The organism is Hylemonella gracilis (genome assembly GCF_004328645.1).
GTDB lineage: Bacteria > Pseudomonadota > Gammaproteobacteria > Burkholderiales > Burkholderiaceae_C > Hylemonella > Hylemonella gracilis_B.
In genome coordinates this window covers 1,548,204-1,571,354 of sequence record NZ_CP031395.1, presented here as the reverse complement: position 1 = coordinate 1,571,354, position 23,151 = coordinate 1,548,204, and the positions used below count along the sequence as shown (strand labels likewise).

20 protein-coding genes are annotated in these 23,151 nt (G+C 68.1%); 7 read left to right on the top strand and 13 right to left on the bottom strand.

The window, feature by feature from the left end; translation table 11 throughout:
- The first annotated feature begins 212 nt into the window (after positions 1 to 212).
- Positions 213 to 563 carry an ArsR/SmtB family transcription factor gene (locus DW355_RS07425; protein ID WP_131278892.1) on the top strand — a complete coding sequence of 117 codons (351 nt, stop codon included), beginning with the start codon at positions 213 to 215 and terminating at the stop codon, positions 561 to 563.
- Positions 547 to 1,023 carry an SRPBCC family protein gene (locus tag DW355_RS07420; RefSeq protein WP_131278890.1) on the top strand — a complete coding sequence of 159 codons (477 nt, stop codon included), beginning with the start codon at positions 547 to 549 and terminating at the stop codon, positions 1,021 to 1,023. The genes DW355_RS07425 and DW355_RS07420 overlap by 17 nt, the downstream gene beginning before the upstream one ends.
- On the opposite strand, the gene DW355_RS07415 is transcribed toward DW355_RS07420, so the two are convergent.
- Positions 1,020 to 1,994, bottom strand: coding sequence for a LysR family transcriptional regulator (locus tag DW355_RS07415; RefSeq protein ID WP_131278888.1), 975 nt, complete (start codon positions 1,992 to 1,994; stop codon positions 1,020 to 1,022). The genes DW355_RS07420 and DW355_RS07415 overlap by 4 nt on opposite strands.
- Positions 1,995 to 2,099: 105 nt before the next feature.
- Between DW355_RS07415 and DW355_RS07410 the strand changes: the two genes are divergently transcribed.
- The 3 genes from DW355_RS07410 to DW355_RS07400 are packed head-to-tail and all read left to right on the top strand — an operon-like array spanning position 2,100 to position 5,612.
- The gene (locus DW355_RS07410; RefSeq protein WP_131278886.1) at positions 2,100 to 3,308 is read left to right on the top strand and encodes a CaiB/BaiF CoA transferase family protein; all 1,209 of its coding nucleotides are present in this window, start codon (positions 2,100 to 2,102) and stop codon (positions 3,306 to 3,308) included.
- Positions 3,309 to 3,313: 5 nt separating this feature from the next.
- Positions 3,314 to 4,597 (top strand): DUF1254 domain-containing protein, encoded by a 1,284-nt coding sequence (locus DW355_RS07405; RefSeq protein ID WP_131278884.1) that lies wholly within the window; start codon positions 3,314 to 3,316, stop codon positions 4,595 to 4,597.
- A gap of 37 nt (positions 4,598 to 4,634) precedes the next feature.
- Positions 4,635 to 5,612 carry a Bug family tripartite tricarboxylate transporter substrate binding protein gene (locus DW355_RS07400; RefSeq protein ID WP_131278882.1) on the top strand — a complete coding sequence of 326 codons (978 nt, stop codon included), beginning with the start codon at positions 4,635 to 4,637 and terminating at the stop codon, positions 5,610 to 5,612.
- Between the two features lie 21 nt (positions 5,613 to 5,633).
- Here the strand turns inward: DW355_RS07400 and DW355_RS07395 are convergent, their stop codons facing one another.
- The 12 genes from DW355_RS07395 to msrA all read right to left on the bottom strand — a co-directional run bounded on the left by DW355_RS07395 (position 5,634) and on the right by msrA (position 20,767).
- Positions 5,634 to 6,623, bottom strand: coding sequence for an AEC family transporter (locus tag DW355_RS07395; protein WP_131278880.1), 990 nt, complete (start codon positions 6,621 to 6,623; stop codon positions 5,634 to 5,636).
- A 31-nt stretch (positions 6,624 to 6,654) separates the two neighbouring features.
- Entirely contained in the window at positions 6,655 to 7,974 is a 1,320-nt protein-coding gene (locus DW355_RS07390) for a TAXI family TRAP transporter solute-binding subunit (RefSeq protein ID WP_131278878.1), read from the bottom strand.
- Positions 7,975 to 8,008: 34 nt separating this feature from the next.
- On the bottom strand, positions 8,009 to 11,569 hold the full coding sequence (locus DW355_RS07385) for a PD40 domain-containing protein (RefSeq protein WP_207388095.1): 3,561 nt from the start codon (positions 11,567 to 11,569) through the stop codon (positions 8,009 to 8,011).
- The gene (locus DW355_RS17870) at positions 11,566 to 11,769 is read right to left on the bottom strand and encodes a hypothetical protein (RefSeq protein ID WP_207388094.1); all 204 of its coding nucleotides are present in this window, start codon (positions 11,767 to 11,769) and stop codon (positions 11,566 to 11,568) included. Before DW355_RS17870 ends, DW355_RS07385 begins: the two co-directional genes overlap by 4 nt.
- Positions 11,763 to 12,323 (bottom strand): DUF1318 domain-containing protein, encoded by a 561-nt coding sequence (locus tag DW355_RS07380; protein ID WP_242671330.1) that lies wholly within the window; start codon positions 12,321 to 12,323, stop codon positions 11,763 to 11,765. Before DW355_RS07380 ends, DW355_RS17870 begins: the two co-directional genes overlap by 7 nt.
- Positions 12,324 to 12,338: 15 nt before the next feature.
- Positions 12,339 to 15,608 (bottom strand): hypothetical protein, encoded by a 3,270-nt coding sequence (locus DW355_RS07375; RefSeq protein WP_131278875.1) that lies wholly within the window; start codon positions 15,606 to 15,608, stop codon positions 12,339 to 12,341.
- Positions 15,609 to 15,794: 186 nt separating this feature from the next.
- Positions 15,795 to 17,825, bottom strand: coding sequence for a TonB-dependent receptor (locus DW355_RS07370; RefSeq protein WP_207388093.1), 2,031 nt, complete (start codon positions 17,823 to 17,825; stop codon positions 15,795 to 15,797).
- A 95-nt stretch (positions 17,826 to 17,920) separates the two neighbouring features.
- The gene (locus DW355_RS07365) at positions 17,921 to 18,358 is read right to left on the bottom strand and encodes a hypothetical protein (RefSeq protein ID WP_131278873.1); all 438 of its coding nucleotides are present in this window, start codon (positions 18,356 to 18,358) and stop codon (positions 17,921 to 17,923) included.
- Between the two features lie 22 nt (positions 18,359 to 18,380).
- Positions 18,381 to 18,992: a DUF3299 domain-containing protein gene (locus DW355_RS07360; protein ID WP_242671329.1), complete on the bottom strand. Its 612-nt coding sequence runs from the start codon at positions 18,990 to 18,992 to the stop codon at positions 18,381 to 18,383.
- 25 nt (positions 18,993 to 19,017) lie between these two features.
- Positions 19,018 to 19,626: a DUF3299 domain-containing protein gene (locus DW355_RS07355; protein WP_242671328.1), complete on the bottom strand. Its 609-nt coding sequence runs from the start codon at positions 19,624 to 19,626 to the stop codon at positions 19,018 to 19,020.
- 163 nt (positions 19,627 to 19,789) lie between these two features.
- The gene (locus DW355_RS07350; protein ID WP_131278872.1) at positions 19,790 to 20,167 is read right to left on the bottom strand and encodes a hypothetical protein; all 378 of its coding nucleotides are present in this window, start codon (positions 20,165 to 20,167) and stop codon (positions 19,790 to 19,792) included.
- 24 nt (positions 20,168 to 20,191) lie between these two features.
- Positions 20,192 to 20,767 (bottom strand): peptide-methionine (S)-S-oxide reductase MsrA, encoded by a 576-nt coding sequence (gene msrA, locus DW355_RS07345; protein ID WP_131278871.1) that lies wholly within the window; start codon positions 20,765 to 20,767, stop codon positions 20,192 to 20,194.
- Positions 20,768 to 21,151: 384 nt separating this feature from the next.
- On the opposite strand from msrA, the gene DW355_RS07340 reads away from it, so the two are divergent.
- Positions 21,152 to 21,799 (top strand): TetR/AcrR family transcriptional regulator, encoded by a 648-nt coding sequence (locus DW355_RS07340; RefSeq protein WP_131282439.1) that lies wholly within the window; start codon positions 21,152 to 21,154, stop codon positions 21,797 to 21,799.
- 48 nt (positions 21,800 to 21,847) lie between these two features.
- The gene (locus DW355_RS07335) at positions 21,848 to 23,110 is read left to right on the top strand and encodes an efflux RND transporter periplasmic adaptor subunit (RefSeq protein ID WP_131278870.1); all 1,263 of its coding nucleotides are present in this window, start codon (positions 21,848 to 21,850) and stop codon (positions 23,108 to 23,110) included.
- Positions 23,111 to 23,151: the final 41 nt, after the last annotated feature.

Sequence of the window (23,151 nt, the reverse complement as noted above, 5' to 3'; positions counted from 1 at the left end):
CGACTCCTGGCGCATGGCGCGGCTGACGGGCCGCGGCGCAGCGGGCCTGAAACTGTGGCGCGCGCTCCGCGCGTCGTGGGGCCGACCTGCGTGCACGCGTCCGTAGTGCCCCTCCCCTTCCCGCCCTGCCCGTGCTCACGCCAAGCAGAGCCTTGACAAGACAACACGCCTCACTAAAATCCAATTAGTTATAAAACCAATTGGTTATTTATATGCATGTGGACCCCTTGACCGCCACCTTCGCCGCCCTGGCTGACCCGACGCGCCGCGCCATCCTGGCCCGGCTGGCCCGCGGGGAAGCCAATGTCACGGAACTGGCCGAACCCTTTGCCATGAGCCAGCCCGCCATCTCCAAGCACCTGAAAGTGCTGGAACGCGCCGGCCTCGTCACCCGCACACGTGCCCGGCAGGCGCGGCCTTGCCGCCTGGAGGCGGCACCGCTCAAGGCGGCGGCCGACTGGGTGGCCTATTACCGCGCCTACTGGGAACGGAGCTTCGACCAGCTCGCCGCCCACCTCGATGAACTTCAACTGCAGGAGCCCTCCGATGAACGCAAGGACTGATGCCCTCCCCCCGGCCGAGAACGAACTCGCCCTCACGCGCGTCTTCGACGCCCCGCGCCCCCTGGTGTTCCGCGCCTGGACTGACCCCGAGCAGATGGCCCGCTGGGCCGCCCCGCGCGGTTTCAGCCGAGGCCAAGCCAGCTCCGACGTGCGGGTGGGCGGCGCCTACCGCGCCTGCATCCGCTCGCCCGAGGGACAAGACCACTGGGTGCATGGCGTGTACCGGGAAATCGTGGAACCCGAACGCCTGGTCATGACGCACGGCTGGCTCGACGACCAGGGCCAACCCGGCCCCATGACGCTGGTCACCGTGACGTTCGAGGAACTCGGGCCGCGCCAGACACGGATGAACTTCCTGCAGACCGGCTTCGCTTCCACCGCCTCGCGCGAAGGTCACCACGAAGGCTGGGCCAGCAGCTTCGAGCAATTGGTCGAACTGCTGGATCAGCTCACCGCCTAGCCTGCACCAATGCCGGCATCGGCAAGGCGCGCCCGCGCACCCACCCGGCGGATCGCGGCCGCGAAGGCCTGGACCAGGGGCGTGGGGCTTTCGGTCGCGCGGCGCGTGTACAGCCCCAGCGACGGCAGGGGAACGGCGGGTGTCACGGTCAGGCGGCGCACGCCAGCGCGCGAGAGCTCGTCCTGCGCGTGTTCAAACCGCACCGCGCCCAGCAGCGTGGAATCCATGCGCAAAAGACTGCCCACGCTCACCGATGAAAGCACCTCGATGGCCGGTTCCGGCGGCTCCAGCCCGCCATTCAGAAATGCCGTCATGAAGGCCTGACGCACCAGGGTGTCCTTGGGGGGTGTGACCCAGGCGAACGTGCGCAGGTCGGCCCACTGCAGACGGCGGCGGCGCCCCAGCGGATGGTCTGCCCCGCACAGCACGCAGAGTTCATCGTCCAGCAACACTTCCGGGCGCAATTGGGGCAGCAGATCGCTCGTGAGCAGTTCGGGCGTGATGGCGCCGAACACGCAATCGAGTTCACCGTCGAGCAAGCGCTGGATCAGTTCGCGGACGCGTCCCTCCAGGATCTGGACGCGCGCGGCAGGCAGGCCGCGGCGCAGGTGCACGATCGCCTTCGGCACCGCGGAGGTCACCGACAGGGTCCCGACGCGCAGAACCCCCGACGCCCCCGTGCGCAGGGCATCCACCTCGTCCTTGCCGCGCGCCAGCTCGCCGAGCATGACACGCGCCCGGTACACCACGGCCTGTCCCAGCGCATTGGGCATCACGCCCTGCGAACTGCGCTCGAACAGTCGCACGCCAAAACCCGTCTCGATCTCACCGAGCATCTTGCTCAACGCGGGCTGGCTCAGATGCAGGCGGGTGGCCGCGGCGCGCAAGGTGCCCGCGTCGACCAGCGCCACCAGCAGTTCGAGGTGACGCAGGCGCAGACGACGCACCAGGTAGTCTGGGCTTGATTTCATGGCGGAATCCTTTTTTAGCGGGTTGGCGTGATCCACTTTGGTGATCACGCCATCAGCATTATTGAATTTTCAGGAATCTTTCCCGCCTCTATCGTCGTGACCCATATGCCCTCGCCCACCTCTTCCCCCGGCGCGCGCGCCGCCCCCCTGGCCGGTGTGAAGGTGCTGGATTTCGGCCAATACATCGCGGGCCCCGGCGCGGCCATGACATTGGCCGAACTGGGGGCCGACGTGATCAAGGTCGAACCCCTGACGGGAGATCAGGCGCGCCACATCGGCCGCTACGGCGAATCGATGATCCGGGCCTACAACCGGGGCAAGCGCTCGATCGCCCTGGACCTCAAGAGCGAGGCCGGCCGGGAGATCGCGCTGCGACTGATCGCGCGCAGCGACATCGTGATCCAGAATTTGCGTCCCGGGGTGATGGACAAGCTCGGGCTCGGCGCAGCCGAAATCAGGGCGCTGCATCCGCGCCTCGTCTATCTCTCCATCTCGGGCTTCGGCAGCGCAGGCCCCTCGCATGCCCGGCCGGGTTACGACGTCGCGGCGCAAGCCGAAAGTGGCCTGATGTCGGTGACAGGCGAACCCGACCGCCTGCCGCAGAAAGTGGGCGTACCCATCGTGGACGCGGCTGCGGCGCAACTCGGCGCGCAGGCCGTGCTGGCGGCGCTGTATGGGCGCGAGCGCAGCGGTCTGGGCGAGACGCTGGAAGTGTCGCTGCTGGAAACCGCCCTGCACCTGCAAGCCGCGACCTGGTGCGAGTACCTGGGCGGCGCCCCCGAACCCACGCGCCTGGGCGACGGCCAGCCCCACAACGCCCCGGCGGCGGAGGTGGTCGCCACGCGCGACGGCCACATCGTGCTCTCCGCCTATGCGGAAGACCATTGGCGGCGTTTTTGCCGGGCCATCGCGCGCGAGGACTTGGCGGATGACCCGCGCTTTAGCAGCAACGAGCGCCGCGTCGCACACCGGTCCGAGCTGCGCGCGGTGCTGAAAGAGGCCTTGGCCGGCTACACCAGCGAGGAATGCGTCGCCCTGCTCAGCCGGCACCAGATCGTGGCTGGCGCGGTGCGCCGTTATCGCGATGTGCTGGCCAGCGCGGACATGACCGCGAGCGGGCTGCTCGTCGAGGCCGAATCCGCCGATGGCGAGCGTTACCGCGCCTTGGGCCTGCCCTACCGGCTGGGCGATGCACCCCGAGCCGCACCGCCGGCCGCCCCCGCGTGTGGCGCCGACGGCGCGGCCGTGCTGGCCGAGGCCGGTTACTCCGAAGCAGACATCGCGGCCCTGCGGCACAGCCGCGTGCTCGCCTGAACACCATGAACCACCTTGTGCTCTCCTTGCCCACGACCGATGACACGATGGCCCATGCGGCAGTCGTGCACACCTTGCCACTGTTCGAGATGATGCGCATGCGCGCGGCCACGACCGCGAGGCGCCACCCCACGCTGGGCTTCGCCGCCGTCGACCGCGATTCCCGCCTGCGCTGGGTCAACCAGTTCACCCACACCCACCGTCGTCTGGGTCCCGACGACCGGGAAGTCGTGAGCCCGAACAACGACACGGTGTTCAGCAATGCCTGGCTGGATTTGTCCGAGGGGCCGGTGCTGATCGACAGCCCCGACATGGGGGAACGCTACTGGACGCTGGGCCTGCTCGACGCCTGGACCAACCCCTTTGCCTATGTCGGCCGTCGCACCACGGGCAACCGGCGCCAACGCACACTGGTGCACGGCCCGGATTGGCGCGGCGAGGTGCCGGCCGACGTGTCGAACGTGATCGCCGCGCCCGGCCTGGACGTCTGGGTCATCGGCCGTGTCCTGGTCGACGACACTACCGCCGACCTGGAACAGGTGCGGGCCTTGCAGACGCAGATCACGGCCCGCCGGCTGGACGGCAGCGATGCGGCCATGCGGGTGGACACGCGGCTGGATGGCCGCGCGGGTGCCACGACCGCCCCCTCGGTCGCGCTCTACCGTGCCATCGTTGAGGACGCCCTGGCACGCAACCCCGTGCCCGAAGGCGAGCGCTTGCGCTGGCCGGACAACGATGCCGAGCTGGCGGTGGCCCTGCCGCGCGTCTTCGAGGAACTGCGCGAGAAGGAGCAGCCGCACGCCCTGGGCGGCGGTTGGGCCTTGCCGGTGGCCGTGCGCAAGCACTGGGGCAAGGAAGTGCTGACACGGGCCCGCGTCGCGCGCAACTTCATCGGAGCACTCGGCATCGAGGAAGCGATGTACCCCACCGCGGAAGTGGACGCCGACGGCCAAGCTCTGCATGGATCGAACGCCTACGAACTGCGCTTCGCGCCGGACGGCGGCCCGCGCGTGGGCGCTTTCTGGTCCTTGACCATGTACCGTCGCAGCGACTGCCTGCTCGTGGCCAACCCCATCCACCGCCACTCGATTGGGGACCGCACACCGGGATTGCGGCGGGAGGCGGACGGCAGCCTGGTGATCCGCCTGCAGGCGGACGATCCCGGCCCCGGCGGCAACTGGCTGCCCACGCCGCCTGGCGAGCGGTTTTTCGTGGTGCTGCGGCTCTACCAGCCACAACGCGACCATCTTGATTTCCACTATGCCTACCCACCCCTGCGCCGTCTTTGACATCGGCGCGTGACAAACCAAGAACGAGGAGACCGACATGAACTACACCCGCCGCCAACTGCTGGGCGCCGCCGCTGCGGCGGGCCTGGCGCCCCTGGCCACGTCCGCAACAGCCCAGGCCTGGCCGGGCCGACCGATCCGCCTGATTTCGCCCTACAACGCGGGCGGTTCCAGCGACATCCTGACCCGGGTGCTCGGTGACTTCCTGGGCTCCCGCCTGGGGCAGCCGGTCGTGGTGGAAAACAAGGCGGGCGCCGGAACGCGCATCGCCAACGAATACATCGCCAAGGCGGCGCCCGATGGTTACACCCTGCTGCACGCGGCAGCGCCCATCGCCATCGGAGAAGCCCTGTACCCCAACCTGCCCTACGATCTGCGCAAGAGCTTCGCACCGATCGTCAGCACAGCCATCGCACCGCTCTTCTTGGTGGTCAACGCCGAAGCGCCGTACAAGACGGTGGCCGAGTTCCTGCAATGGGGCAAGGCCAATCCCGCAGGCTTCAATTTTGGGTCTCCAGGTGCAGGCTCGGCACCGCATCTGACCGCCGAGCTGTTCATGCGCGCGGCCGGTGCCCAGGGCGTGGTGGTGCAGTTCAAAGGCGATGCGCCCGCCTACACCGAGCTGCTGGCCGGGCGCATCGACGCCACCTTGACCGCCATCTCCACCGCCGTGCCGCACATCCAGGCTGGCAAGCTGCGCGTACTGGCCGTGGCCAATGAGCAACGCTCACCTGCATACCCGGACACGCCGACCTTCGTCGAGTCGGGCCTCACCACCGTCGTCGGTTACGGTTGGTACGGCCTGATGGCGCCGGCTGGCACGCCGGCCGCGATCGTCCAGCGACTGAATACCGAGACCAATGCTGCGATCGCCAACGCCGAGGTGCGCAAGAAGGCGGAGGCCGCTGGCCTGCAACTGCGCGGCGGCACCGCGGCGGAGTTCCGGACCTTCCTGGACAGCGAAGCCAGGAAATGGTCGCAAGTGATCAAGGCCGCCAACATTCAGCCGGAATAACGCCGGCATGCGGGCCGCTGCTCAGCCCAACCGTGCCGCCAGCGCCATCACCAGCGGCACCGTCAACAGCGCGGCGAAGGTGGAAGCGGTGATGCCCGCCGTCACCAGGTCCTCGGCCACTTTGTAGCGCTGCGCGAACAGGAAGGAATTCGCGCCCGCGGGCAAGGAGGCCGCGACCACCATCACCACCAGCGGCAGACCCGTGACGCCGTAGAGCAGGCCAAAACCCGCCACCAGCGCAGGCAGCACGAGGTTCTTCACCACGGTCAAAACCAAGGCGCCGCGCAGGTGTTCGCGCGCGCGGGCACCGGCCAGCGTCACGCCCACCAGCAGCAAGGCCAGCGGCCCCATCGCATTGCCCAGCCATTGCAGGGGTTTGTCGATCATCTCGGGAATGCCCCAGCCGGTCTGACCGTAGAGCAGCCCGGCAACGATGGGAATGGGCACGGGGTGCAGCAGCGATTTCTTCACCGCCTGCAACACCGTGCGACCCAGCGCGTGACGGCCCGACCGCCCTGCCTGCGCGACCTCTGACGACTGCGACGCGCGAAGCGCCTCATGCGCCACGGCGAGTTCCAGCACCACCGCGCCCGTGGTCAGCAGCACCAGGGCGTTGACGGAGACGATGGAAAGCAGCACGACCAAGCCCGCATCGCCGTAGACCAGGCTCATGAAGGCGATGCCGATCATCACCAGATTGCTGAAGGTGGCGGCCACGCCCAGCACCGCCCCCCTGACCAGGGACAGGCGGTGCAAGCCGTGATATCCCACGATGAACGCGAACAGCAGCAGGGCGGCGCTGAAGTAGCCCAGCAGCGGCAGGGGGTCCAGGTGCGCGATGTCTACCTTGCCCATGGTGCGGAACATCAAGGCCGGCATGAGCACGAGGAAGACGAGGTTGGAGAGATCCTTGGCCGATTCGGCGCGCAGCCAGCGCAGACGGCCCGCGGCATACCCCAGCACCACGAGCAAGACGACGGGAACCAGGGCGGCGATGACGGTGGAGTTCATGAGCAAAAAGAGCAAGCGCCGGCGTACGCCATCAGGCCGTGGGGGCCTGCCGCAGTTGCCGGCGCACATCGGTGATGTGACCACGCAGGTCGTAGAACAAATCGCCAAAGGCCGAGGGCACGCGGGTGTTGAACACCGAGGCGTCGATGCGGTCCAGGCGTTGAAGCAGTTCCACGCGCCGCGCCGCGTCCGCGTCCGGCCATTCCTTCTCCAGCTTCTGCAACTCGCCGTAGTAGCGGTAGATGCGCCGGGTCATGCTCCAGCGATAGAGCGCGGGCAGCACCCGCATGCCCGGAATCAGCACGATGAGCACGGGCACCAGGATGGCCGCCACCCGCGCGATGAGGCTCGCCACCCAGAACGGAAAGGTGCGATAGAGGAAATTGCGGCCCGAGCTGTAGTAACGCTGCGCATCCTCGCTGATGCGGAACTCACGCTCCAGCGGCGAGGGAAACTCACCCGGCCTGGCATACAGGCCGGGCCGGGCATGCACTGCGCGCGCGGTCTCCAGCAACAGGTCTGAAATGGCCGGATGCAGCCCCTCGCGCGCCACCAATTGGACCGTGGGCCCAATGAGCCGCACGTCGGCGGCGGGAATGTCCTCGCCCAGGTTGATGGCGCCGCGCGGCAAGGTCAACTTGTTCAGGTAGGAAAAACGCCGCGAATACGCCTCGGACTGCGCGAAATCGAACAGATGCGCCTTGCCGCCACGCAACAGGTTGCGGATCAAGGCGGAAGGCGTGGATTCGTTCATGGCGAAGAAGGCGTCCACCTTCCCGCTTTCCAGCGCCTTGGCGATGTCCTGGTCGGGGGTATCGACGAGCACCGTCTTGTCACCCTCGCTGCCAGGCTTGATGCCATTGGCCGCCAGCAACGCCAAGGCCAGCGTGCGCGTGCCGCTGCCCTCCTCGCCAATATCCAGGCGCAAGCCCTTGAACTCCGAAAGCAGTTTCTTCGGCGAACCCCGGTAGAACACCATCAAGGGCTGGTAAGACACGCTGCCCAGCGACACGAGTTTTTCCACCTCGGCTTCGCCGGCCTGACCGCCCAGCACAAAGGCCACGTCCACATTCTGCGTCGCGTCCATCAGTCGGCGCAGGTTGTCGCGCGAACCGCCGGTGGTCAGGATGTTGAGCTGGACGCCCTGCTTTTCCAGAATCTTCTGGTAGCGCGCTGCGGTGCGCGCGAAGTTGCTGCCTTCCGGCCCGGCAGCGATGGTGAGCGTATTGCCCGGCGCGGGGCTGAAGCCGAAACCCAGCACGGCGACCACCAGCACCAGCACCGCCAGCACCGTCATGCCGATCAAGGGGGCGCGGCCGCCCATCATCAGCAATCGCTTGAGAAAAGTCATAGGATCGAATCAGTATAGCCGCGCACCGTGCCCCCTAGCGGCGGTCAGCGACCACGGGGCCGTCATCAACGAGCGCCAGATAGACCTCGAACCAGGCCTGCCAGGCACGCCAGGCCGCGTCCCGCTCGGGACGTTCGGCCAGCACGCGGCGCGCCTGTTCCAGCCGCGCCAGCAGGTCGAACGGCAGGCGGAGCGACCCCGTTCCGATGCCAGCGCCCTGCGTCGCGGCCTGCGCCCCCGCCTGCCATTGCGCCGCGAACCAGAGCGTGTTCAGTTGCCCGGCGTCCACCGGGGCACCGGTGCGTTTCGCCAGCGCATCGGCGTGGCGCATGGCCTGGCCCAGCCAGCGGGCCGCCTGCGCCGCGCTGTCGTGATCCCTCGCATTCCTGCCACGATCCACTGCGTTCTCGGCCAATTGCAGTTCGGCCAGCGTGAGCGCGCGCAGGTCTTCGTCGCGGTCCGTTTCGCTGAACTGCGCGGCATACAGGTCGCGCCGCCGTTGCAGCGCAAGCGCGGCCTCGTTCAATTGGCCCAGCTGGGCATGCGCCTTGGCCCGCAGGCCCGTGGCGACGATGCGCTGCGCGCGCAGCGTCTGCTCGGGCGTGGTGCGGGAGTCGGGCGCTTGCAGTGCGGCTTGCGCCGCAGGGTTGGCCAGTTCGCGCTCCAGAACGTCCAAGTCGGCCAAGGCGCGCTCGGGCTGGTTCGCGCCCAGCGCGGCCGCACCGCGGGCCAGGCGCTGGACCAGGGCATTGCGCGGCGATGGGGGCGACTGCCCGGCGCGGTCCGGTAACGCAGCGCCCGCCGCACCGGCTCGCCCGTCCTCGGCCGGCAGGAGGCGGTCGTACAGCGCCAGCGCGCGGTCAAAGCGATTCGCAGACAGGTTGTAGAGCGCGGCGCGGTCCAGCACCAGCGCACCGTAACGCTCGGCCATGCGTGACGGGGGGGTGCGGGACGCGGCGGCCTCCACCATCCCCAGGGCGTCGTCCGCCGCCTGTGCCGCCTCGGCATCACGCCCCGTGTGCAAGAGCGCGCGGGCGCGCGCCAGCGAGACAGCCAAGCCTGCCGTGTCGTCGGTGTAGGGCAGCTTGTCGCGTTCGTCGAGGTAGCCCAGGGCGATGGCAAAGTTGCCAGCCTGGGTGTGCAGCATGCCCAAGGCACCCAACAACATGGCCCGATAACGCAGGTTGTTGCGCACCAAGTCGAGCGCCACCCGGTAGTGCCAGTTGGCACGCTCGGCAGCAGCGGCGTCACCGCTACGCAGGAAGTCCTCGTGCCAGATGGCACCTTGCAGCGCCTGGGCCTCGCGCCGGTTCTTCAACACCGCCCAGGCGGCACGCAGTTCGGCCAACGCTGACGCGGCGGCCTGGCTGTGCGCCAATGTGCCCTCGATCCGGCCAAGCTGGCGCGTGATGACATAGGCTTTGACGAAGCGCTGCATAGGCTCGGCCATGCCAGGCACGGTGGTCGTCACGTCCTTTTCGATGACCGCAGGCGCCACCCCGGCGCGCAGCCGCAGGTTGATGGATTCGACGGCAGCCTCCAGCAAGCCGGTGCGCTGCGTGACGAGGTCGAAATCGGCACGGGCCTCGTCATGCCGCTGGTCGGCGAGATGCCGGTAGGCGCGGCCCATGAGCGCGCGGCTGTACAAGCGTTCTGCGCGGCGGTGTTCCTGGGTGCCGACGCGGGTGTCGTCCACGTAGGCCGGGGCCAGCAACTCGATCACGCTGTCCGCGCCCAATTCCGAGGCACGCTCCACGGCGTCCTGCACTAGGACGCGCTGGCGCAAAGCGGCGTTGGCTTGCCCGCTTTGCTGGCGATAGAAAGCAAGCAAGGCGTCGCGCTGGGCGCGGGGCACGCGCTCCTCGCGCAATGCATGGATGTGCCGGCCCAGTTCCAGGGCGAAAACCCAGGCCGAATCGGACGCTGGGCCAGACTGCGCCGGGTCGGATGGCGCCCGCTCCTTCGCCGGCTCCTTCGCTTGCACCAGCGCCTGGGCCAGCGCGGCATCGGCCTCGCCGTAGGGACGGCCACGGTACAGGGCGCGGACGGCGGCGCGCGCATAGTCCAGCTGATCGTCCTCATTGAAAGCCGGGTGCTGCGACAGCCACCGGCCCGCCTCCACCTGCGCTTCACGCTCGCCGAGCAGACGGTACAGCGCGTCGGCGCGTTCGTGCCAGGCTTCCAGCACGGCGCGAGGACTTCTGTCCGCCGTCACACCTTGCAAGATCGCGGTGGCCGCCTCCAGTTCCCAGCGTGCCTGGCCGAAGTCGCCCGCGGATTGCGCCATCTCGCTGCGCACGATGTGGCGCAAGGCGGCCGACGACGGGCTGGGCGCGGTGGCGATGTCAAGCGCGACTCGCTGCGCGGCCTGCGTCATGCGCCCTGCCTCGGCCCGCGGGGTCAGCGTGCGCCCCTGTTCGGCGAGCCTCAGTCCGTGCCGGTGTTCGATCAAAGCCAGCAGCGGCGCTTCCAGTCCGGCGGTGGCGGGATCGTCGATGGCCGCCATGCGGCGGGCATAAAAGGCAGCGGCGTCGAAATCCTCCAGCCCCAGATGCAAACAGGCCATGCGCATCAGCAACAGGCGGCGCGGCCTGGGTCGGGTTTCCAGCTGCGTGCGCTGGCGGTACAGCAGGATTTCGTCGGCCTTGCGGCCCACCATGCCCAGTTCGGCGCGCAGGCGCTGCACGTCCCATTCGGCGGGAACCTGCCCGTCCAGCGGCAATTGGTAGACGTCCAGCGACCCGCCACGCTCGCAGGTCGCCATCAGGGTGGCGGTCGCCGGAGCGGGGTACTGGCAGTTCCATGCCTGGCTGGTGAGTTGATCGGGACTGGCCGCCGCGGCCTGCTGGACGGCATCGTCGCGGCGGCTGTCAAAAGGCAGGCGGAACAGCACGCCGCGGTCGTCGGCGTCGATCACGCCATCGACGTTGGAGTCGGTGAAGAACTGCGTCACGTAGAGCCAGCGTCCGTCGGGCGAGAAGGCCGGCTGGCCGCTCTGCCCCGGCAAGTCCAGCGCCAGCGGGATGGGCACGGCATCGGGTTGGTCCAGGCGCAAGGCTTCCAGCTGGGCGCTGGCGCGCGCCGCGAAACCCGGCCCCACAGGTTTGGCCGAACGCTGAACCGGCACATAAACCAGCCAGCGCCCATCGGGCGAGACGGCGGGGCTGCTCAGGTTACGGCTGACCAAGGGGCTGGCCCTGAGTCTGACACCGTCCTTGTCGTCGTTCTTGCCATCGCTCGGGTCGTCCACCTCCACGCGTGATAACTGCAGATCGCCCTGGATGCTCGTGCGACTCAACAGCACGATGTGCGCCTTGTCCATCCACTCAGCCTGCAAGGCCACGGCAGCTTCTTTCAGGCAACTGCGCTTGCCGCTCTCGCCATTCTCTCTGGGCAGGTCGCGCACGCACAACTGCCCACCCGCCTCGTGACGGAAGGAGATGTAGAGCAGGCGCCGGCCATCGGGGCTGATGCGGGGCCAGGTCACGTCCGCGCCATCGTTGAACAGGCGACGCTCTCGCCCCTGTTCCATGTCCTGCGCGTAGATCTCGGTGACGATGTTGCGGTTGGAGACGAAGAGCAGTGTGTTGCTCAACGGGGCGTTGGGGGCGCAAGTTGGCCCAGGAACTGGTCGCCCACGCCCACGGTCAGCCGCGTCGGGACGCGCAAGCCACCCTCGCCCTCGGCGTCCTGAGCATGAACCGGGCCCGCGCAGACAGCGCTGACGCACAGCACAAGCCGCCACAGACAGTGTGAAAGATTGCCCGCGAAGAAGCGCGGCAAGTGCATCAGCATGTCTTCTCGCCCCAACTGCCGTCCGCCGCCTGCAACCGTGCGCCACAGACCAGGCCCTCGGCATGCACTCGCTGCCAGCGGCTGCGCAGCTGGTCCTCGCTCATCTGGGGCACGGTGCGTGATGTCTGCTCGCGCATCCAGGCCCACAACTGTTGGCGCGCGCTGTTCACGCGCTGCAGCAGCGCGACGTCCTCCGCTGTCATGCGCCCCGCCTTGCAATGGCGGCGCGTGTCGGCCAGCAGGCCATCGTTGCCTTCGCCAATGCAGTGGCGACGCAGCAGTTCGTCCACCCGATCGGCGGGCGTCTTGTTCAGCGGGTCAACCAGGGGCGGCGGCTGCATGCCCAGATCCTCCAACTGGTTGGGCGTGAAAGGGATCGGCGCGGGACTCATGCCCGCGCGCGCCAGGCGTCGCTCCAGATCCTGGAACGAGCCTGCGGCCTGTTCTTCGAGTGCCGTGGCGCGGTCCACCAACACCACCTCCGGCGCGCTGACGCAGCCAGTGAGTGTCCAGGCCGCGGCGCAGACCATCGTCGTCAGGGTGGCGTTTTTCATCGAATGCATCATGGTTCAGTCTGTCGAAAGTTGCATCGCGTGGAGGGCCCTGTCCACGATGGGACCCATCGGGATGCCACGAACTTCGTCGATGCTGACCAGCCCCGCCGTGCCGCCCAGGCTGACCAGCAGGCGACCAAAGCCCTGGTCGAAGCGCAGCCGCACATGCTCGGGGTAGCCCAGCCCGAGCGCGAAACGCACCCGGTTGATGGTGGGGTCGGCGGCATGCGGGTCCGCCAGGTCGAGCAAGTCCAGCAGGTGGCGCTTGCCGATGCGCAGGATTTCCGCGCGCCCGTTCACGCTGCGATCCCGGGCGGCGACCACCACCGCCACATTGCCGTCGAAAGGTTCGCCATGCGAGGACTGCACGCCGGTGGCGCGCACGCGGGCCTCCAGCACGGAGTCGCGCCCGCGCCAATCGAGGCGGCCCTGGCCGGTGACACGGCCTCCGCGCACGCCCATTTCGAGCTGGGTCATGGCCAACACGTTCTGCCGTACCGTCAGGTTGCCTGCGAGTGGCGCGATACGGACCATGGGCGTGGTGATGCTGCGCGCCGACACATAACCACCGCGCGACAGCAGCGGGTACTGGTCGGTGAAGCGCAGCATGGCATAGGGGTTGAGAGCGAGATTGCCCAGCAGGTCTAAGCGGCCGCCAGTCACCCGGAGGTCCTCGTACACGGGAACATCGCCGTCCAGCCCCTCGACCACGATGCCCGCCCCGGGCAGGTTCAGATGCACACCGTCCAGCCGCAAGCTGGCCTGCGTGCGAAAGGTGGCAAGGTCGGGCGAGGCCAGATCGAAATCGACGCTGGCCTGGCCGCTGCCTTCCATCCGACCGGGCAGGTTCAGGCCCGCCACGTCCTGCGACAGCACACCCTTGAGCGCGAAGCGCCGCCGCGTCGGCGCGAGGTCGAGTCGCCCTTGCGCGGTGAGGCGGGTCCGGGTGCCCGCATGCGTCAGCTTGAACTCAGGCAGGTGGAAAACACCGTCCGCGTCGCGACGGGCGCGCAACTGCCATTCCAGATGTCGCACCGGATACGGCAGCGCGGGTTGCTGCTCCAACGTGTCCACCTTGAGTTGCAGCGCGAGTTCCGGCTCGTCCTGCGGGTTCGCGCCAAAGCTCGTGTCCGTGGTGGCGGTCAAGCGGGTGAGTGTCAGCCCGCGCTCGGCCAGGACGACGCGCACGCGCTCGGCGCTCAATTCGGTGGTGAGTTGGCGGCGTATCTTGGCGCTGGTGCCCGGGTGGGACACCAGCTGCCAGCGCAAGGCAGGCACGAGCACCGCCAGGCCGTCCTGCCGCCAGCGCAACCCACGCGCCTCCACCACCGCCCGGCCGTCGACGGCGGCGCTGGCAAGCGGGTCGGGGGCAAACTCGGGCCTGCCGTCATCGCCAATGCGGGTGACGAAGCCGGTGAGCGCGCCTTGCGCGTCCACGTCCAGCGCCAGCCGCGTGGTATCGAGCGCCGCAGGCAGAAAAGCCAGCAGGGGTGCCGGCAGCGGCTGGGCCGGCAGCTGCGCCTTCACGCTGCCGCGCAGTGCACGGGCCTGCGCATCGAAGGTCAGCGCGGCGTCGAGCGCGAGCTGCATGCCCGCCTGGTTGGACAGACGGGCATGCGCCTCGAATTTCCGGGCACTACTGGGGGAGGACGGCTTGCGGTCGAAGTCGAAGGCCAGCGTGTGCCGTTGCGCGCCCGCGTCCTGCTCATGCACGCGCAAGCCCTCGGCCCGGATCTGCAAGTCGCCCCGGTGCTGCCAGGCATCGCCCTGCGAGTCCAGCACGGCGACCAACTCGCGGGCCGAAACGATGCCGTCCCAGGCCGGTCGCGACAAGCGCAGCTCGGTGCGGTGCGCGACGCGCGGCGCGGATGAAAAGAGCGCTTCGGCCCGGCCGTGGGAGGACAGGTCCACGCCGAGGCGGCGCCAGGGCAGGCGGGCCAGGACGGTGTCGGGCAGGAAGGGCCGGGCCAGGGCCAGATCCGGCGCCCGGGCAGTGGCCGTCCAGCGCAGACCGTCCTCGTTTTTTTCCACGTCCACTTCGGCCCGGGCGGCGTCGGCTTCCAGCGTCAAACGCGCCCGCGCCGGGCCACTCGTCGGGCCATTCACAGGACGGGATTGCGGATCGCCTGATTCCAACGCCAGGCCGGCCACTTCAAGATGCAGTTGGCCGCGTTCCAGCGTGATGGGGCGCAAATCGGCGGGGATGAGCCGCAGCATCCGCGCCAGATCGGCATCGGCCCGGAGCTGCGACACGGCGACGGACGCGTTGGCGTCGTCGGGCAGGAACACGCTGGCTTGTACCTCGGCGCTGTCGGCCAGGCGCGTGGGCTGCAATTCGATGGTGAGTCCCCGCCGCGCTGCATCCACGTTCGCGCTCATCCCCCCGCGCAGCAGCGGGACGGCCGGGATGCGCACGTCGAAATCCTGCCGTGTCACATCCAGGCCGATGCGCGCCTGCGCCCCTGCCGCACTGGCGTCGACCATCAGCGACAGCGCCAGTTGGGCCGACGCCAGGGGCTTGCCGGCTTCCTCACCCTGCGCGCCCGTGTGCAGCAGCGTCACATCCAGCGGCGCATCGGGCCGGCCCATGGCAGCCCGCAGCGTCCAGCCTCCCGGCGCGTCCATCGGTTCATTCTTCTGCCCATCGGCCGGGTCGCCCCGATCGTGGCGAGGCAGTCCCTGCGCATTCAGGGCCAGCCCGCGCAAAGACCAGCGGTCCATCACGGCCCCGCCGCGCACCCGCAGGTACTCGAGCGACACACCGGACACCTCGAGCTGGCCGACCGGCGCAAGCGCGGAGAAGAAGGCAGCGAGTTGGCGCGACCCACCTGGCGATGCGTCTGGATCGGTGCCTTGCTGCGCGGCGGCGTCCGGCGCCAGAACGGACAGCGAGTTCGCACCCGCCTCATCGGCCACCCAGGTCACGGCCACGTCATGCACAGCCACACGCGCCACACGCACCGGGCCCCACAGCAGCGCACGCATAGACCAATCCGCCTCCAGCCGCCCCAAGCGCAGCAGCTCGGGCGCGGCAGCGTCGAAGGGCGAGGGGGTCCGCACGACAAGTTGTTCCAGCCGCAGACCGGAGTTCAGTGACACGCTGGCATGCTGGTAGTCCATGCGCAGGCCCGTGGCCGCTTCCAGCGCGGAAATAACGCGCGGCTTGAACCAGGGATGGTCCAGGTGCTGCAAAAGCAGCGCGGCCGCGGCGAGCACGGTCACGACCAGCACCACAAATGCCAGCAACACGCCAGCCACGACCTGGGTCCATCGAGGCATGGACATTCAACCCTCCGTTTCCCACTGCATGGGCGGGGGCATGGGAAAATCAAACCCCTGTTTTCGAGTATAGCCAGCGTCATGGATGGAAAAAAAGAGCGCGGACAGCATTGACGCCGTACCGCGCTCCACTTTCCTTGCCTGGCCGCCGTCGCCACCCCCCGGGCGTCACGACGACGGCCGCCCCTCAGCTCAGAAACTCAGCTGCATGCCGACCTTCAGGCTGCGCCCCGGCAGCGGTGCCTTGCCCGGCGCGGTCTGCGTCAGGATGGACGAGGCCGAGTAAGCCTCGACATCGCCCATGTTGTCCACGCGCGCATACCACAGCGCCGGCATGCCGCCGAGCTTGTCGCTGTAGTTGAGCGAGGCGTTCCAGAGCGTGTAGCCATCGGTCGTTTCCTGGCCATCGGGCACACGATCCTGCTGAACGTAACGGTCCACGCCCACGCCAGCGTTCCAGGCAGCACGGCTCCAGCGCAGCGTGGCGCCCACGCGCAGCGGCGCGATGCGCGGCAGCGGTTCACCCGTGCTGGTGTTCTCGGCCTCCACGCGGTCGGCGCTCAGGCCCAGGTCCAGCTTGTGCAATGCGTCCAGCAACCGCACATTGCCGCTCACCTCCAGGCCCGTGAAACGCGCGCGCACCTCGGTGTAGGTGTACTGCGGCGGGTCGCTGGCCGGGTCCGTGCTCTCGAGCGAGATGTAGTTGCTGAAGCGGTGCTGGAACAACTGCAACTGCGCCTTGTGCGCGCCGCGCTGCCATTGCGTGCCCACGTCCACGTTCACCGAGCGCTCCAGGTCCAGGTCCGGATTGCCGATCTCTTCCGCGTTCGTTGCAACGTGCTCGCCGTTGGCGTACAGCTCGTAATGCCGCGGCGCACGTTCGTTCAGCGAGACGTTGGAGGTCAGCTTCCATTCGGAGGCTACGTTCCACAAGGCACCCAGGGCGTAGCTGGTCGGCGTGAAGCTGCGTGTCCCCGTCGTGAAGGCCAGGTTGCCGTCCGCGCCGAAGGACTCGACCTTGACCGATTCCACGCGCGCGCCCGCGCTGAGCTTGCCCCAGCCCAGGCCCAGTTCTTCATACGCGAAGACCGCGCTCTGCCGCGTGCGGCTGCTCGGCGCGTAAGCCTCGTCGCCATTCGCCGAGAAATCGGCGCGGTCGAACTGCAGGCCGACCACGCCGTCCAGCGCGCCGCCGAAGGCATCGACCGGCACATGTCGCGCCTCGAGGCGCAGGTCCTGGCCGTCGGTTTTGAAACGTGTGCCGACGTCGTCGCCCTCGTACTCGGTGTGCTCGTAGTCGGTCTGGCTGAACTGGGCCTTCACGCTGCGCAGCACGGGGCCCAGGTCGCGCAGCTCGCCTTCGAGCGCGACGCGGTCGGAACGCATCTTGATCGTGACCTCGTCCTCGGCCACGGTGCCATAGTCCTTGTCGTAGGTGGAGACCGAAGCACCCAGGTAACCACGGTCAAAGAACAGCGTTCCGCCCACGGCGCCGCCGCTGGATTCGCTGGCCGAGTTGCAGATGCGCTTGGCGGTGCGGGTCACGCCATCGGTGGTGCACTCACGCGACACCGGCACCTCGACGTCGTCGGACTTGCGTGCCATCGCGTCCACGTGCAGGGCATAGCGCCTGTTGCCGCCGTCCAGGGACAGGACCCCGCCGCGTTCATCGCTGCCAGTAGCGTAGGACGCGCCCAGCCGACCCGAGACACCGCCCTCCTCGCCAAACTCGGCCGTGCGTGGAATGCGGTTGTCGATCACGTTGACCACGCCACCCACGGCGTTGCCGCCGTACTGCAGCACGCCCGGACCGCGCAATACCTCGACGCGCTCGGTCAGCAGCGGGTCCAGCGTGACCGCGTGGTCATAGCTCAGCGCGGACAGGTCCAGGCTGGCCCCCCCGTTGTTGAGGATGGCGATGCGGTCGCCGTCCTGCCCGCGAATCACGGGGCGGCTGGCATTGGGGCCGAACCAGGTGCTGCTCACGCCGGGCAAGCCCTTGAGCGTCTCGCCCAGGGTGGACTGCCCGCGCTCCAGCAGCACGGTGCCGGAGAGTTGCTCGGCCGGCGCGATCTGCTCGGCCGTGGCCAGCGGATTGCCCGTCACCACGACGGGCGGGAGGGTTGCGGTCTCCTGCGCCCAGGCTGGGCAGTTGATCAGGACCAGCGCGGCGATGGGCGCCAACGCGAAAACCCCGTGCCGCGCGGGCCGGGAAGATGACATTCGATTCATGGAAGCGTCTCGATCATTCTCAAGTCAAAACAAGGCCACCACGCGGGCCCCAAGGAACCGCATGGCGAACCAACGTGAAGAAGGAGTCAGCGAGACGCGGGCGGGGCACGCGCCGCGAAAGCGACGCAGGGTCGAGGTTGCAGGGCCTGCAGCACGACCCAGGCAGGCGTCAGGGGTGATGCTTGCGTCAGCGTGGCGATGAGCGACAAGACGATGGGACCGCCCTGGCCCAGTTGATCGTAGAGGCGGCACTCCTGCTCCTGCGCCTCACCGTCGGGCACGGCCAAGTGCTCCAGCAGATTTTGCGGCGCGGCAGGCGCATGAGCGACGTGCGCGTGACTGGCCTTGGAGTCATGCGCCGCATGCGCATGTGGCGCATGGAAGTGGCGCACGCCGTGCGCCAGGCCCAGCATCTGCGCCCAGAGCAGGGCCAGCACGAGCAGAGTCGCGATCCAGGCGTGCACCGTGCGCGGGCCCGCGGAACGCCCCGCGTGCGACGTGACACCAAGATCGTGGATGTGCATGGGTCGCCTGGGCATACCTGGCTCAGCGTTGGTAGGGCGCGAGCGCCGTGGCGCGCAGCTGGTAGCCGCTCACACCCATGTCGCTGCCGCGTCGCGTGGTCTTGAGCGTGCCCACCACCCAGACTGCGTCCATCGAGCGCACGCCCGGCACGGGTTTGTCCAGCACCACGTGGACGATCTGGTTGGCCGGCGGCGGCGGGGTGTGGATGCAGGCACCGAAATAAGGAACCAGCAGGAACTCCTTGAGGCCTTGCCGCCCCTCCTCCAGAGGCACAACGTAACCGGGCAGGCGCGTGAGCGCGCCGTTGAGGGCAGGGTTGGTCGGCGCGTTGTCCCAGATCTGGCGGATCTTGTCGAGCAACTCCATGGCCTGTGGCGATGTGTCGTTGAACGCAAGCGCCTTGCCACCGTCCTTCTTCAGATCATCGAACGAAGCGTAGGGATCCCAATCCTTCGGCACCAAATCAACCCAGCGTGTCACCTGGTAGTCGCCCTTGAACGGGGGCACCACCGGCGGCGGGTCGCCCTGGTACGCACGACCGGCCAGGGGTGACAACACGGAGGCCAGCGTCAGAAGAGACAGCATGCGCCGCATGAAGAGGCCACGCCGCCAAGCGCCAGGAACGCATTTCATGGTCATCGCCTCGTGCGGGGAAAAATCAAGGGGTGTAAGGCTCGACATGCGCGGCCTGCATCGCGTAACCACTGTCACCGAGCTCGGAACCGCTGCGCTGGATGCGCAACACGCCACTGACCCGGATGGCATCCATCGTGCGCAGGTCGCGCAGGGCGGGCCGCGCAAGCACCCGGACGATCTGGTTGGCTGGCGGCGGAGGAACGTGGATGCAGGCACCGAAGTACGGGACCAGCAGGAATTCCGTGATGCCTTCCGCATTCTTTTCCAAGGGAACGGCATAACCGGACAAGCGCACGGCGACCTCATCCATGCGCGCATTCGGCGGCGCATTGGCCCAGAGCATGCTTATCAGCTGCATGCGCTCGCGCATGCGGGGATCACTGTCGTCCACGGACTTCGCTTCTTGCTGAAGTTGCTTCAGCACCGCGTCCAGATTCCAGTTCTCGGACTCAAGTTCGCGCCAGGCGGTTTCGCGGAACACCGGGGCCGCGGCCCCAGACGCTTCGGCAATCATCGAACCGTCCTTGCTGAAGTCGCGCAAGCCCATGAGCTTGCGCGCGCCCATGGGCAGCAGCACCAGCAGGGCCAGCGCCGCAAGGCCGAGAAGTCGTCTGGAAGCGCCGGATTTCATGAGTGAGCGTGGGGCAAGAAGGAACGGGACTCCGGCGGACACACCTGCGCTGTGTGGCAGGACCGGAGAGGGACGGGTGACTCGCGGTCATCCCGTGGACCGGGATGAGAAGGCTGCGCGAGGAAAGCGGCGGGCCCGCATGCGGCCCAACAGGGGAGCGGGCTCAGCGCAGGGCCGGCGGCCCCCGGTTGCGCAACACGGGCACGCTGGCGAACAGCTCGACCGCCAAGGGCGCCACGCCGAGCCCGAAGACCAGACCCGTCAGCAAGGGCGGCGTGAGCAGGTCGGGCAAATCGACCGCGCCGAGGTGGGCATAGGCTAGGCAGCCTGCACAGACATGCGCACCGCCAGATGTCTCCGATCGTCCGTGCGCGTCCTCGCCCTGCGCTGCCATCGCACGCGTCTGCACGTGCGATGAATGGCTCAAGGCATGCAGTGCCGCGCCCAGTTGCGCGAAAGGCAACAGCAGCATGAGCCCCAGCACGAGCGCGCGCCAGGCGCGGCCTCGCGGTTGGAAGGGGGTCAGGACATAGGCGGACATGGCACCCCCATTTTAGGCGGTGCGTCAAGCCCCCGGCTTGAGCAACTCGACGAAGTGCTTGCGGAATTTATCCACCTTGGGGCCAACCACGAACGCACAGTAGCCACGCTCGGGGTGGTGCTCGAAGTAGTCCTGGTGGTAGTCCTCGGCAGGCCAGTAGTTGCCCAGCGCCTGCACCTCCGTCACGAGGGGCGCGTTGAAGATGCGGCCCTGATCGAGGTCGGCGATCATCTCCCGGGCGACGCGCTCCTGCTCGGTCGTGGTCGTGTAGATGCCACTGCGGTACTGCGGCCCCACGTCATTGCCTTGGCGGTTGAGGGTGGTCGGATCGTGGATGGAAAAGAAAATGCCCAGCAGTTGCTGCAGACTGACCTGCGCCGGGTCGTAGACCACGCGCACGACCTCGGCATGGCCGGTGTCGCCGGTGCAGACATCCTCGTAGCTGGGATTCTTGACATGGCCATTGCTGTAGCCGTTCTCGACATCGACGACGCCGCGCACGCGGGTGAAGATGGCCTCGGTGCACCAGAAGCAGCCGCCGCCAAGCGCGATGGTTTCCGTCGCCGGGGCCGAAGTGTCCGAAGTTGGGGTGTGGTCCATCTCAGAGGGGTGCGCTGGAGTTTTCATAGTTCCTGCATGCGCTTGACAAGCTTGTGGCCTGCAAGGCAAGACCGACTAGTCTGCCATGATGCATGGTCTCGCGCTCGCCCCCACGCCAAAAGACTTACACAATGCGTCTGAAGAAGCTTGGCCTCCTGCTTTCCATGACCCTGCCGTTCGAGGTGCTTGCCACCTCCGCGCTCCACGCCGGCCTTGGGTCTTGACTTTCACCGGCGCTGACCGGTACTGATCCGACTGCATGGCCGCCTTGTCTAATGACCGAGAAGTCATTAAAATCATTTGATGATCCGAAAAGCATGCCCCGTCGCGGCCACCCTCGTCTCGGCGCTGACCTCGCGGCGCAAGGATGGCGAGGATGCGACCATGCCTGCCAAGCGGGCACGGCGCAAGGAAGCCCGCCCCGGTGAGTTGCTGGCCGCCGCACTGGCCTTGTTCGTCGAGAAAGGCTATGCCGCCACCCGCGTGGAGGAAGTCGCTCAGCGTGCCGGGGTGTCCAAGGGCACGTTGTTCCTATATTTCGCGAACAAGGACGAGCTCTTCAAGGCCGTGGTGCGCGAGAACCTGGCCGGCCATTTTCCCGAATGGAACGCCGAGTTCGAGGTCTGGTCCGGCAGCACCTCCGAACTGCTGCAGTACGCCCTGCAGGAATGGTGGGAACGGGTGGGCAGCACCCCGGTTGCGGGCATCACCAAACTGATGATGAGCGAGGCCGCCAACTTCCCCGAGCTCGCGGCTTTCTACGAGAGCGAGGTCATGGCGCCGGGCCGTTCGCTGGTGCAACGCATTCTGCAGCGGGGCGTGGATCGCGGTGAATTCCGGCCCATCGCCCCGGCCGACATGCAACACGCGGTCTACGCCGTGCTGGCCCCCATGCTGTTCCTGATGTCCTGGAAACACTCCTTCGGCGCCTGCGCCGCGCCGATCGAGGTCATTGACCCCGTGCGCTACCTCGAGCAACAGGCGCGCATCCTGTTGCACGGGCTGTGTGCGCCCCGTGCCACCACGGCCTGAGTCCAGGCCGCGCAAGCTGTCTTCTCCGATCCACCCGTCCTGCCACCCATGATCTCGCTGCAACGACGTCCTTTCCCGGCGGCCTCGCGCACGCGGCGCGGCCGCCTTCTGGTCGGGGCGCTGGTGCTGCTGGTCGCGGCCGGCATCGCCTATCTGTTGCTGCGACCGAAATCGCCGATGCCTCCCGCCGTCCCGACCTCTCAAGGAACGCAGGCCGTGGGCAACGCAGGTCCGGTGATCGAGTTGCAGGCGCAGGACTACACGGTGCTGCGCCTGCGCCCCCTGCAACGCAGCTTGCCCGTATCGGGCACGCTGCGCGCGGTTCGTTCCGCCCTGGTCAAGGCGCGCGTGTCCGGCGAGCTGCAGGAACTGACGCTGCGCGAAGGCGACAGTGTGCAAGCCGGCCAGGTCATCGCCCGCATCGATCCGGCCGAGTACGCGGCCCGACTGCGCCAGGCCCGGCTGCAGGCCGACGCGGCAAAAGCCCAGCTCGACATCAACCAGCGCCAGTACGACAACAACGAGGCCCTGGTGCAGCAGGGTTTTATCTCGCGCACGGCGCTGGACACCTCCCTGGCCCAGCTCAACGCGGGGCGCGCCAGCTACCAGGCCTCGGTGGCCGCGGCCGACGTGGCGCAGAAAAGCGCAGACGACACCGTGCTGCGCGCGCCCATGAGCGGACAAATCGCGCAGCGCTTGGCGCAAGCCGGCGAGCGCGTGGCGATCGACGCGCGCATCGTGGAGATCGTCGACCTGTCGCAGATGGAAATCGAGGCGGCGATCAGCGCGGCGGACTCGGTAGGCGTGCGCGTGGGCCAGCAGGCGCGCCTGCAGGTCGAGGGCATGGCTGAGCCCCTGCCTGCGCGGGTGGTGCGCATCAACCCCAGTACCCAGGCCGGCAGTCGCAGCGTGCTGATCTACCTGCAATTGGACGCCCGGGACGTGGGCAAGGCCGGGCTGCGCCAGGGCCTGTTCGCCCAGGGCACGCTGGCCACCGAGAGCTCACGCGCCGTTGCGGCGCCGGTGTCGACCGTGCGCTACGACAAACCCCAGCCCTATCTGCAAGTACTGGACCAGGGCATGGTTCGCCACCTGAGCGTCACGCTCGGCCTGCGGGGCCGTGATCCGAGCTCCGGCGCGAACAGTGACGAAGGCGAACTGGTCGCCGTGCAGGCAGTCGACGGCAGCCCCCTGGAGGGTCGCAGGGTCCTGCAAGGCGTGGTGGGCGCATTGCGCGAGGGCACGGCGGTGCGTGATGTCAGTACGTCTGCCCTCAACGCAGCACCCGGACCTGGCGCACCGAGCCGCTGAACCTCAGCGCCTGCGCACGCCAAGTACCAACCAACACAACG